This window comes from Gracilibacillus caseinilyticus, from assembly GCF_022919115.1.
In the GTDB taxonomy this organism is placed as follows: Bacteria; Bacillota; Bacilli; order Bacillales; family Amphibacillaceae; genus Gracilibacillus; species Gracilibacillus caseinilyticus.
The window spans coordinates 2,856,618-2,869,079 of sequence record NZ_CP095072.1 but is presented as its reverse complement, the minus strand read 5'-3'; the positions used below and the strand labels follow the sequence as shown (position 1 = coordinate 2,869,079).

The following is a 12,462-nucleotide window of genomic DNA, read 5'->3' as shown; positions in this document are numbered from 1 at the left end:
AACATATAAACCTGCAAAATCACCACATTTTCACACAGTCCACTTGACACAATGCGCATTTTACCTTCACGAGAGTCATTATATAGCTTTCATAATTTTCAGTAACGCCTCGTCGTCTTTTAGCAATTATCAAGGAGTTTCTTATGCTATGTTCTTGTTAAGTTTTCGCTACGTTGAGTTGCTTTATCGTTCAAATTTTCTAACGCACAAAAAAAGCACCCAAATGGGTGCTTTTTAGACAGATTGTTTGTCTTTATTTTTCTTGATTTGTTTACTCCGTAATTGGCCACAGGCTGCATCAATATCTGTACCGTGCTCTACACGGACACCGCAGTTAATTCCGTTCTCCAGCAACACCTGATAGAAATCCAAAATAGCTTTTTTCTCACTTCTATCGTACTGATTATGCTCATCAACAGGATTATATGGAATTAGATTGACATAGGATAAATGACGCTTATCCTTCAATAATTTCACAAGTTGCTGCGCTTCTTCTTTATGATCATTCACATCTTTAAGCAAAATATACTCGAAGGTAATCCGCCTGTTCGTTTTTTCGAGATAATAATCAATTGCAGGCATTAACTTCTCAAGCGGGAATGCTTTGTTGATTTTCATAATTCTTGTACGCAACTCATTGTTCGGCGCATGCAGTGACAACGCAAGGTTTACTTGCAGATTCTCATCAGCAAAATCATAAATTCGTTTCGCCAGACCACTAGTAGATACCGTAATGTGACGGGCACCAATGGATAACCCTTGCTGATTGTTTACGATATTTAGAAAATTCATCGTATTATCATAATTGTCAAATGGCTCACCGATTCCCATTACAACAATATGACTAACACGTTCTTCTTTTCCTTTCGTATCTAAGTGCTTTTGCACATTCATTATTTGCTCAACGATTTCTCCTGCAGATAAGTCCCGATTCTTCGTCAATAATCCACTCGCACAGAAAGAGCAGCCAATATTGCACCCCACCTGGGTCGTCACACAAACCGAATATCCATAATTAAACTTCATTAATACGGTCTCAATTAAGTTGCCATCCGTAAGTTTAAACAAAAATTTAATCGTACCATCTTTTGACTCTTGCTTAACTTCCTGTTCTAACGTTCCCATTGTAAAGTTCTCTTCTAACACTAATTGACAGTCTTTATTTAAATTGTACATTTCTTCGAATGTATCAACTCTCTTCTTATATAACCAATCCCAGACTTGCTTTGCACGGAATTTCTTCTGACCATGCTCTACCAGCCATTCTTGTAATCGATCAAAAGTCAACGAGTAAATGGAGCTTTTCATTACAATCCCTCATTTCATGTTAGCTCTTGTTTCCATCATAATATCATACTAAAAATCATTACCATTGGCAAGATGATTTATCACCCCAAAAGGAATTGATTTTTAATGAGAAACCGAGAGACATACTGCCAGTTCCGTTCTCCATCGTTGTACAGAGAAAAATTTACGATTTTGTGAAACATACACTTGCAATTTAATATTTAGCTTGCTATAATTGCCTTAGCTATTTTGTTCGATGACACCTTCAAGTATCGTAACGTTAAGTTTTCGTTTTGGGGCAAGAGCAAGAATAGTAATACATTTGTGTGAACGGTTCACACTAGGAGGAAATTAATATGGTACAAGGTACAGTAAAATGGTTCAACGCTGACAAAGGTTTTGGATTTATCGAAGTAGAAGGACAAGACGATGTATTCGTACACTTCTCTGCTATCCAAGGCGAAGGCTTTAAAACACTTGAAGAAGGTCAAAGTGTAACTTTCGATATCGAAGAAGGTAACCGTGGACCACAAGCTGCTAACGTAGTTAAAAACTAATTAAGTAGCCTGTATAAAAAAGCACCGGTGCATAGCATCGGTGCTTTTTTCTTTATGTTGTTGTTTCGTTTGTACGCCAATCATTAAATTGTCTAAAATCTGTATGATAGTTTATATACCTGCGATTTAATTTAGTTGGACTGTCCAACCCTGCAACTGCTGCCAAATCAAACAATCCTTGACGAAGTGTCACTAAATAATTACACACACGGTATTTCTTCTCATCAATGATCAACGCTTTCTGCAAGGATTCGTCTGTAGTCGCCACTCCAACTGGACAAGTATTTTTGTGACAAACTTGAGACATAATGCAGCCGACACTGATCATAAATCCTCTTGCGATATTTATAAGATCTGCCCCTAGGCAGAGTGCCATCGCAATTTTGTCAGGTGTCAATAATTTTCCTGATGCGATAATTTTAGTCCGCTCTCTCAATTGATACCTTTCCAGACAATCATGGACCATTGGTATTGCAGCAAATGCAGGTAATCCCACCGAATAGGCGAGTGCATAATAGGAAGCTCCTGTTCCACCTTCACTACCATCGATCGTTATGAAATCAGGGACAATATCTGTTTCCTTCATTGCTTCTGCTAACCGCTCCACTTCCACTTGATTTCCGACGACTAGTTTGATGCCTACTGGTTTTCCTCCTGTTTCTCGCAGCTGTTGCAGAAATGAAAGTAGTTCTTCCGGGTTACTAATTCCACGAAAGCGATTAGGACTATTAATATCTTTCCCTACTTCCACCTTACGAATTTCGGCAATTTCTCCTGTTATTTTTCCACCGTCAACATGTCCTCCACGTGTTTTAGCACCTTGCCCTAATTTAAGTTCAAAGGCTTTTATTTGTTCCGTATCAGCATGATGTTTGTATTCCTCCCAAGAGAAATGGCCATCGTGGTCTCGTACACCAAACAATCCAGGACTGATTTGCATAATAATATCAACATCCCCTTTTAAATGGTAAGGGGAAACACTTCCTTCACCTGTATTCATCCACGTTCCACCAGCCATTCCTAAACCTTCTGACAATGCCGTTATAGCATGTTCGCCAAGCGATCCATAACTCATGGCAGATTGACCGATTATCCCTTTTAAACGAAAAGGTTGTCGAACTGTATCTTTTCCAAGTACAACCATATCTTCATCAGACAAGTATGCTGGATTTATTTCGACTTCTTGCGACTGTTCCTTCCTGCTAAATAAATTTTCTTCACTGATTTGATATATTTTTGTTTTGATAGTGGGTTCCTGCGTTATTTTCATTTCCTCATCCAAGCTTGGAAACATATGATTCACAAGATAGTAACCATCTTGATCAAAATCTCTTTCCGCTCCATAGCCCATTAAACTCGTTTGATATTTACCCGCTTTACTAACGTATTCAAATTGTTTTCTGTTAAAAGGTTTTCCTTCTCTGTCATTGTTGAACAGGTACTGTCTTAATTCAGGCCCCATTTTCTCAAGGATATAACGCATTTTCCCCAGTATAGGATAATTTTGCAAGACGGAATGTTCCTCTTGTTTTTTATCGTGAAGATATAACCTGATTAACATGAGAGCAGGAATAACAATCACGATAATGAAAAGGCAAATTAATATAATTGTAAGTATCGTTTCCATTTTTTACTTCCTTTCAAATAAGGTATGGCAGATAAACAATCAACACAATAAACACCCAGATACTATCTACAAAATGCCAATAATAACCGAAGATTTTCTGTTTTTCCATATATAATCTCGAAGGCAATTTTGCTTGCCTCCACTGGGTTAACAGCTGCATCATCCAACCTAAACCAAACGTTACGTGTGCGGCATGAAGTCCAACCAGCACATAGAAGGAAGCTAAAAACACATTGGTGTCTATTTGATAGCCCTCTGTCCAATATTTATGAAACTCATCGATCTCCACCCTCAAGAAAGCTAAGCCTAATAATGCTGTCAGCGACCAGCCAATATAAAAGCGCCCGCTTTGTTTCTTCCTATATTGCACTTCACTGTAATGCAAAGTAGCGCTACTTGACAGCAGAAATACACTGGAAAGAATTACTGTTTTTGTTTCAAATACTTCTTCAGGTTTCGGCCCAATGGATCCCGGGGTATAGATAAAGTAAGTAGCAAACAGAATCGCAAACATCGTGATATCAATAATGAGATATAAAAAGAAACCAATTCGTTTATCCTGGAACAACTCCTTATTATCTTCCCCACTCATTTCTTGATACACCTGTTTACGTTTATCTTTGCATGACAAGATAATGATTACAGCCAATGTTACTGCCGCTGTCAGTATAGCAGGATAAAACCAGTGATAAATCATGGAGAGACTGAAGATAAAAAGCATCCCTGCCAGTACTGGAGTAATCATGGTTTTTGTTGAGACAGGACTTGGACGAGTCTGATCAGCTTGAGATAGCGGTTTTTTATTGATTTTACTATCCCATAGCGGATCGATCGCAGGCACAACTGGTGGTGGATCAAATAATTCTTTTGTCGGCGGTGACGGAACTGTCCACTCCAACGTCCTCCCATCCCAGCAATCTGCTCGAACTGCTTTCCCAGATTGATAGGTTTTATAGATGTTCCAGACAAAAAACAACATACCTATTCCCATCAAGAAAGCACCGATTGTACTGATGAAATTAAAATATAAACAGTCCATCTTCCTCTGTATAAGTGAAGACTCGACGTGGCATTCCTTGCAATCCAGAGAAATGCACCGGGAAGAAAGTTAAATGAAAACCGATCACAAATAACCAAAAATGCCATTTTCCTAATGTCTCATTTAATTTTTTGCCGGTAATTTTAGGATACCAATAATAAATTCCTGCAAAAATTCCAAGAACGGTAGCACCTAAAATAGTATAGTGAAAGTGCCCTACAACAAAATAGCTGTCATGAAACTGGAAATCCGCTGCTGGAACTGCCAACATCACACCAGTCACCCCACCCATCACAAAGGACGGGATAAAACCGATCGCAAATAACATCGGCACGGTAAATTGAATCCTTCCATTCCTCATTGTAAATAACCAATTAAATACTTTAATCCCCGTAGGTACCGCAATTAACATCGTTGTAATTGCAAAAAAAGTATTCACCATTGGTCCAAGTCCCACTGTGAACATGTGGTGAACCCAGACCATAAAGCCTAAAAACCCTATAAGAATGATAGAAAGAACCATGGACGAATAGCCGAAAATCCGTTTCTTTGAGAATGTCGATATAACATCTGAGAAAATCCCAAAACCAGGAAGTGCCAGTACATATACTTCCGGATGACCAAAAATCCAAAACAAATGCTGCCAATATACAGGATAACCTTCATCTGATCCGAAAAAGCTTGTACCAAACATTCGGTCAAACATCAGTAGATAGAGCGCAACAGATAATGCACTAAAAGCGATGATAATCAACGCAGATGTCACAAAGGTCGCCCATGTAAATAATGGCATTCGCAGCATTCTCATCCCAGGAGCTCTTAATCTCAAGATGGTAACCATCATATTAACAGCAGTTAACAGCGTGCCTATACCAGAAATTTGCAGACTGAATATGTAGAAACTGTTTCCAGCTCCAGGAGTAAATTCAGCAACACTTAATGGAGCATATGCTGTCCAGCCTGCATTTGGTGGTGAGGCAAAGAAAAAAGACAAATTAAAAAGTACTGCACCACTGAAAAAAAGCCAGAAGCTTAAGGAATTCATCACCGGAAATGCTAAATCGTTTGCACCGATTTGAAGCGGTACCACGACATTCATTAAACCGATTAACAGAGGCATCGCCACAAAAAATATCATAATAGTACCATGAGTGGTAAAAAGCCCATTTTATTTATCACCCTGAAAAACCCAGAAGTTCATGTCAGGAGCTATTAATTGCGTTCGGATTAATAAAGCATCAATTCCACCTCGAAGAAAGAAAATAACGCCACTAAGCAAATACATCATCCCAATTTTCCGATGATTAGTAGTGGTTACGTAACTCCATATTGTGCCCCATTTTCTCTTTTTTGTAAGATAGTAAAGTATACACGCAAAACCGATAATGGAGAACGCCCATGCAGCGACCACATCTGATTGTTGATATAAAGATTGCCCAGCGATTTCCATGCTATGTCTATACATTCCTTCTTTATCATGATTTATGAAGACTCTGCAAAATCTTGAAATTCATCTGCCGGCTTTACTTCTGTCGTAAACGTCATTAGTGTATGATTTGTGCCACAATATTCAGCACACTTTCCCCGATAGCTACCTGATTTCAAATTGGTTAACACCAGTGTATTTTCCTGATCAGGCCGAACATCTACTTTCCCACCGAGTGAAGGGACCCAAAATGAGTGAATAACATCTTCTGAGCGCAAATGAAAAACTACCGTACCGTCTTATTTGCAGGCAGAAATAATTCATTCACAGTTTTCTTTCCATTTGGATAAGTGAATTGCCATTCATATCTTTTAGCCGTTACTTTGATATGAACAGCATCTTTGTATTTTTCAGTCTGCACATCGCCGTTAGGAGACTGATTAAAGGTTACAATAACCGTAGGTACAGCCAAGATGATTAATAATACGACAGGAAGAATCGTCCAGGTTAACTCCAGTTTTCGATTACCTTCCTCTTGTTTCGGGATTTCATAGGATACTTTTTCTTCACGATACTTCGAAACGAAACGGAACATCATTACAAATACAACGATCAAAACCAAAAGCATAAGCAGAAAGCTAAAGTAAATAAGATTACTTTGCGCTTCTGCTGTATCACTTTGTGGATTTAATACTCGAATATCACAGCCACTTACTAACAAACTGGTAATGAACAAAAGATAAATACAGCTTTTCATTCAATTACTCCTTTAAAATAACCGCTTCAGTACTGTTTTTAATGAAGGCATGTCAAGCTCTCCTTCACGTTCGACAAGCTTTTCCCATACATGCTTGGAATAACCCTTTGCTTGATTCCATTCAATTTTTCCTGGTAATGGAGCACGATCCTCAATCTCCACATCAATAATGGTTGGTAATTGATCTTCTTTTGACGCTGCAAGAGCAGACTGTAGTTCGTCTTGAGTAGTGGCGCTATACCCCTTACCACCACATATGTCAGCAAACGCAGCATAATTCATCGGTTCAATATCTGTCTGGTACGGAATATTACCAATTAGCTCTTGCTCGTATTTGATCATACCGATTTTTTCATTGTTTAGTACGAGTACTGTAATAGGCAACTGGTATTTGACTGCTGTCAGAAAATCTTGCATAACCATCGAAAAGCCGCCATCACCACATATCGCCCACACTTGTTTTTCTGGTTGGGTTAATTTTACGGATATAGCACCTGGCAGACCACAGCCCATCGTAGCTAACCAGCTTGAGATAACAAACTGTTGATTGGTCATTCTAAAAAATCGTGCAGACCAAGACGTTACATTCCCTACATCAACAGAAAGAATGGCATCATCCTCCACAAAAGCTTGTAATTGGTGAATCACTTGTGGTCCTTGTAATGCTTCTTTATCAGCGACAATTCCATCCAAATGCTTCCACCAATTAGCCATGTTTTCTTGGCAAGCTTCTAAAAATGAACGGTTCTCCGCATAAAACAGCTGCTCATTAAATCTTGCCAATATTTCTTTTGAGGAACCAACAAGCCCTACGTCGACTGGATACCATTTTCCAATTTTGCTAGGATCGATATCGATTTGTATAGCTGATACATCATCTGGAAGAAACTCACGGTATGGAAAGGCAGTACCAATTAAAATCAGCAAATCAGTTTCAGCCATTGCCTCATAAGCTGGTTTGGTACCAATTTGGCCTAAATTCCCTAAATTATTAGGGTGTTCATCAGGTAACACACCTTTACCTCTTAACGAGACAACAACAGGTGCGGCAATCTTTTCAGCAAATTTTTCTAACTCTTCACGTGCCGGTATAGCTCCCTTTCCGGCAAGAATTACTGGCTTTCTTGATTGTTGGAGAAGCATAGCAGCCTGTTTTACATCCTCTTTATCTGGAAAAAGTCGATAATTACTATGCACAATCGAGCGCAATTTATCTTTTTTGACTGTTTGACTAAATACATCGTCTGGAATACTTAGTACCGCTACCCCTTTTTGAGTATAGGCTTCTTTGAAGGCTTGCTTGAGCAGCGGCTGTACTAATTCAGGTGATGTTACCCTTCTGTTAAAAATCGCTACATCATCAAACATTCTTTCTAAATTAACTTCCTGAAAATTTTCGGTTCCAACTAAATCATGGGAGACCTGGCCGGTAATTACTACTAATGGAGCCCCATCCTCTCTGGCGTCATACATTCTGTTCAATAAATGAATAGCACCAGGCCCTCCAATTGATAAGCAGACACCAACATGATTGGTTAATTTCGCTTCTGCTGAGGCAGCCAGTGAGCCCACCTCCTCCTGGCGAACCTGAATAAACTTAATCTCATCTTTTGCTGTACGTAAGGCTTCAATTAAATGATTAATCGAGTCACCTGGATATCCATAAACATGTGCAATATTCCATTCTTTGAATATATCTATCACAGCTTCTGATGCTTTCATTCTATCTCTCCTTGTCTGAGCATTCGTAATTTTAATAGATTGATATATAAGCTGTACCCGTTTCATTTGCTATAAAACATTTGTCAACATCAAAAATAAGCAAATTGTTAGACGAAGTATGAAAACAGGCGTATCATTTTTTACATTGAGACAAATTACAATGTCCAAGGTTCATACAATATATAATTTATCTATAAGGAGTGATCATAATGTCTCATCCTTTTTCTAATGTGACATTTTCTGTGTTAGACCTTGCACCTGTACTCGAAGGACATGAACCAGGTTTATCCTTTCAAAACAGCGCAGATTTAGCACAATACGTAGAATCATTAGGTTATCATCGGTACTGGTTAGCAGAACACCATAACATGCCCGGCATCGCCAGTTCCGCTACTTCTTTGATTATCAGTCATATTGCCAGTCACACCAGTAAGATTCGAGTCGGCTCAGGAGGTATTATGCTGCCAAATCATGCACCATTAGTGATCGCAGAACAATTCGGTACTCTCGATGCATTATACCCGGACCGGATTGATTTGGGCTTAGGCCGTGCTCCAGGGAGTGACCAAGCAACAGCATATGCTTTAAGAAGAACATTAAACAGCAGTGCAGATGATTTTCCGAATCAAGTGGAAGAGCTTGAAGCATACTTTGCTGGCGAGGCACGAGTGAAGGCTGTTCCTGGCATGGGGGCAAATGTACCGTTATGGTTATTAGGTTCCAGTGATTTCAGCGCACGCCTTGCTGCTGAAAAAGGCTTACCATTTGCTTTCGCCAGTCATTTCTCACCGGACTACACTATACCAGCACTACGTCTGTATCGTGACCGTTTTAAACCTTCTAATCAGTTAAGTAAACCGAACGCAATGGTAGGGGTAAATATCATCGCTGCCGAAACAGAAGAGAAAGCAAAGTGGTTAGCAACGTCACAGCAGCAGCAATTCTTATCTTTAGTCAGAGGTGCTCCATCGAAACTAATGCCTCCTATTGATAACATTGACGACGAATGGTCCATTTATGAGAAAGCATCTGTTGAGAAATCTGTAAATAGTAAGTCGACAATAATTGGTGATAAAGATCAAGTGCGTGAAAAATTAGCTACTTTCATTGAAGAAACAGAAACAGATGAAGTAATCATTAATTCACAAATTTACGATCATGAGGCGAGAAAAAACTCATATCAGATTGTAGCAGATATTTTTAACGAAAAATAAAATAGCTGTACGCTGCAAGAAAGTTAGAAAAACATCGGCATTCATACGCTTCGCCTTAGCGAGTGCCGATGTTTTTCCTATACTTGTACACCCCTAGCTTAAATATATAAAAAGGTTACAATAATATGGATTATGTTAACTAGCTAGACAGATCATCATGTCCATTTTGAAATGATTCATGTGCTGGGATAACGCTCCGGCCAACCACTTCGCGTCCTGCGGGGCACGGCTGAAGCTAACTTTGTGAAGAAGAGCGCTTCACAAAGTGGATCTTCAGCACCTGCACGTCCCGCGGGAGTCTACGTGGTTGGCCTACGCTATGGTGAATACTCTACAACTTATGCAAGAGCTAGCATATTAAGTGTTCATACTACAATTAAACATTTCATAATGCTTAGCACCACTGCTTTAAGCTGTTTCTATCGTTGTTACGCACTATAAAAATGTCAATATTACCACTTCGTCATATAGATCCAGTTGACATAATCCATATTATAAGAACCCACACTCATTTAAAGTATGCTTACTTCTACACCTGGCTTTTATGATTGCAGTTATACCTTCTCTTTTTAAAACCACGAATTTGTAGCGATGTGGATGTTGTGTTACATCTAGCCCCTTATCTTCATTCGAGATTTTTAATATTGTGTTATTTACTAATAAATTATAAGGTATAATTAACCTAAATTGTCTAAAGGTGTAACGGTTTGATCAGCAATGTGCAGGCCAACAACGAAGATGCTCTATAGCTTCAAGCTTCGTCATACAAAAATTGGTTGGCCATGCAGCATCCTTTCACATTACTTGCTTTTCAACGGTAACCATGCCAGTACTTCTTGAATTTTTTCATCCCAGAATCCCCATTCATGTGCACCAGCTGAAAAAGAAGTAGTCACAGGGATATTATATTCGTTGGTAAATTGAGCGAATTTCTCGTTCTCCTCCCACAAAAAATCCTCTGTCCCGCATGCCTGATATAATGCAGGTAATTCTTCTTCTTTTCTTAATAACGCAAATAAATCGTGGTCTGTGCCGGCTAGATCACGATTGCCGAATGCAAGATACATCACATTAGCTATCGGATTTTGATCCGCTTGTTTCTGCTTTGCATGTGAGGCTAGATCCATCACTCCAGACAGGCTGGCAGCGGCTGTAAATTGTTCTGGTTTGCGTAATGCCCAGCGAAATGCACCATATCCTCCCATCGATAATCCCGCCACAAAATTATCCTCTTTTGCGTCAGAAATCGGAAAGAACGATCGCACGACATTCGGCAGTTCTTCGGAAAGAAATGTCCAGTATTGCTTGCCAAATGCCATATCAGTATAGAAACTATGATCGACTTGTGGCATGACAATCGCGATCCCATATTCAGCAGCATAACGTTCAATCGACGTTCTTCTTGTCCAAGCCGTATGATCATCACTTAAACCATGAAGCAAATAGAGTACAGGGATTTTACCATCGTATTTATTATTTTTTAAGCCGATCTGATTGTTCGTATTTTCTGGCAAAATCACTGTCATTGACGTACTTATCATCAACAATTCTGAGAAAAAATCACATTTCAATAAAGCCATATAGCTCTCCTCCTCTTATTCTATTGCACTATAAATCACATTGCGGATTCTAGGCTGATGATAGAATTCCAGACTTGGAAGCATTTGTTGCATATAGACAGCTGACACTTGCTTGTTTCTATCAATAGACGTATATGTCCCTGCAAAACCAGGCCAGCCAAATTCCCCTATTGAACTATTGCTGCCACCCATTGTCTGGTCTATCATAACGCGCACACCAAGTCCATAGCCATAACCGTGTTGATAATGAAGGCCGAATTCAGGCAACATCTCTTCTGGCAAGTGATTTTGTACCATTAAATCGAGAGTGGGATTGCTGATAATTCTCGCTCCATCATAACTTCCTCCCAGTGCTAGGCAATGAGCAAACTTTTGATAGTCACCAAGTGTAGAATGAAGACCCGCCCCACCACTTTCCATAATAGGCACCGGCTCTGCTTGCTCGTCAATCCACGTATTTTCTATCAGCACACCGTCCTCATCACGCTGATAGAAAGTCGCAAGCCGATGCTTCTTTTCTATCGGAACCTGAAAGAACGTATCCTTCATTTGCAGTGGCGTAAATATATACGTATTTAAATATTCAGCGAAGGAAAGTCCTGTAATCACTTCAATCAAAGCACCCAAGACATCATGACTTAAGCCATATCTCCAATGAGTACCGGGATGGAAGGCAAGTGGATTGTTACTGATTTTTTCAGCAAATAATCGCAGCTGCGATACCTCTTTCTGCCGTTCAATAGCATGTACTTCCTGCATGACCTGACTTGTCATCCGCTCTACTTCTGATCCATCCCCGCCATAAGTAATACCGGATGTCATCGTAAATAAATCTTTAATAGTTATCGGACTTTCTGCTTTAACTAGTTTGCCAGCTACCAGTACATCCATTTCTTTAAATTCTGGTAAATAATCCGATAACGGATCTGTCAACAGAAATTCACCTTTCTCCCACAGCTGAAGCGCTGCCACACAGGTCACGATTTTAGACATCGAATAAATTCGATAGATCGTATTGGCAGTGACCTTTTTTTCTTTTTCCAGATTGGCATAACCGATATAATTCTCATATATAACCTGACTTTCCTTTTGAACAGATAAACCGACACCAGTTGGGCCGTTTGCAACAAATTTCTCTAATAAATGATCTAATCGTGTCTGTAACATATGTATCCTTCCTTTTTTGTTATCGCTTTCTTTAAGCATATCATAAATCTTTCCTGCATACCCTTTAAATTACTTCATCAGCTACT

General features: G+C 39.4%; 12 protein-coding genes. 2 read left to right on the top strand and 10 right to left on the bottom strand.

Going from position 1 to position 12,462, the window contains the following annotated elements; translation table 11 throughout:
• Positions 1-234: 234 nt before the first annotated feature.
• Positions 235-1,308 (bottom strand): dual-specificity RNA methyltransferase RlmN, encoded by a 1,074-nt coding sequence (gene rlmN / locus MUN88_RS13485; protein WP_244715876.1) that lies wholly within the window; start codon positions 1,306-1,308, stop codon positions 235-237.
• A gap of 335 nt (positions 1,309-1,643) precedes the next feature.
• On the opposite strand from rlmN, the gene MUN88_RS13480 reads away from it, so the two are divergent.
• The gene (locus tag MUN88_RS13480; RefSeq protein WP_018934369.1) at positions 1,644-1,844 is read left to right on the top strand and encodes a cold-shock protein; all 201 of its coding nucleotides are present in this window, start codon (positions 1,644-1,646) and stop codon (positions 1,842-1,844) included.
• A 52-nt stretch (positions 1,845-1,896) separates the two neighbouring features.
• Here the strand turns inward: MUN88_RS13480 and MUN88_RS13475 are convergent, their stop codons facing one another.
• Genes MUN88_RS13475 through MUN88_RS13445 form a run of 7 tightly spaced genes read right to left on the bottom strand, consistent with a single transcriptional unit; the run spans position 1,897 to position 8,415 of the window.
• Entirely contained in the window at positions 1,897-3,471 is a 1,575-nt protein-coding gene (locus MUN88_RS13475; RefSeq protein ID WP_244715874.1) for an FMN-binding glutamate synthase family protein, read from the bottom strand.
• 13 nt (positions 3,472-3,484) lie between these two features.
• Positions 3,485-4,510: a cytochrome c oxidase subunit 3 gene (locus MUN88_RS13470; protein WP_244715872.1), complete on the bottom strand. Its 1,026-nt coding sequence runs from the start codon at positions 4,508-4,510 to the stop codon at positions 3,485-3,487.
• The gene (locus tag MUN88_RS13465) at positions 4,491-5,648 is read right to left on the bottom strand and encodes a cbb3-type cytochrome c oxidase subunit I (RefSeq protein WP_244715870.1); all 1,158 of its coding nucleotides are present in this window, start codon (positions 5,646-5,648) and stop codon (positions 4,491-4,493) included. Before MUN88_RS13465 ends, MUN88_RS13470 begins: the two co-directional genes overlap by 20 nt.
• A 30-nt stretch (positions 5,649-5,678) precedes the next feature.
• Positions 5,679-5,975, bottom strand: a complete 297-nt coding sequence (locus MUN88_RS13460) for a hypothetical protein (protein ID WP_244715868.1) — start codon at positions 5,973-5,975, stop codon at positions 5,679-5,681.
• Positions 5,976-5,992: 17 nt separating this feature from the next.
• Positions 5,993-6,214: a cytochrome c oxidase subunit II gene (locus tag MUN88_RS13455; RefSeq protein WP_244715866.1), complete on the bottom strand. Its 222-nt coding sequence runs from the start codon at positions 6,212-6,214 to the stop codon at positions 5,993-5,995.
• 8 nt (positions 6,215-6,222) lie between these two features.
• Positions 6,223-6,693: a cytochrome c oxidase subunit II transmembrane domain-containing protein gene (locus MUN88_RS13450; RefSeq protein ID WP_244715864.1), complete on the bottom strand. Its 471-nt coding sequence runs from the start codon at positions 6,691-6,693 to the stop codon at positions 6,223-6,225.
• A gap of 12 nt (positions 6,694-6,705) precedes the next feature.
• Positions 6,706-8,415 (bottom strand): pyruvate oxidase, encoded by a 1,710-nt coding sequence (locus MUN88_RS13445; protein WP_244715862.1) that lies wholly within the window; start codon positions 8,413-8,415, stop codon positions 6,706-6,708.
• 209 nt (positions 8,416-8,624) lie between these two features.
• Here MUN88_RS13445 and MUN88_RS13440 point away from each other — a divergent pair, with 209 nt between their 5' ends.
• Complete coding sequence (locus MUN88_RS13440; protein ID WP_244715860.1) at positions 8,625-9,629, top strand: LLM class flavin-dependent oxidoreductase; 1,005 nt, start codon at positions 8,625-8,627, stop codon at positions 9,627-9,629.
• A gap of 800 nt (positions 9,630-10,429) precedes the next feature.
• Here the strand turns inward: MUN88_RS13440 and MUN88_RS13435 are convergent.
• Both MUN88_RS13435 and MUN88_RS13430 read right to left on the bottom strand, forming a co-directional pair.
• Entirely contained in the window at positions 10,430-11,209 is a 780-nt protein-coding gene (locus tag MUN88_RS13435) for an alpha/beta hydrolase (RefSeq protein ID WP_244715858.1), read from the bottom strand.
• Between the two features lie 15 nt (positions 11,210-11,224).
• Positions 11,225-12,376 (bottom strand): serine hydrolase domain-containing protein, encoded by a 1,152-nt coding sequence (locus tag MUN88_RS13430; RefSeq protein WP_244715855.1) that lies wholly within the window; start codon positions 12,374-12,376, stop codon positions 11,225-11,227.
• Positions 12,377-12,462: the final 86 nt, after the last annotated feature.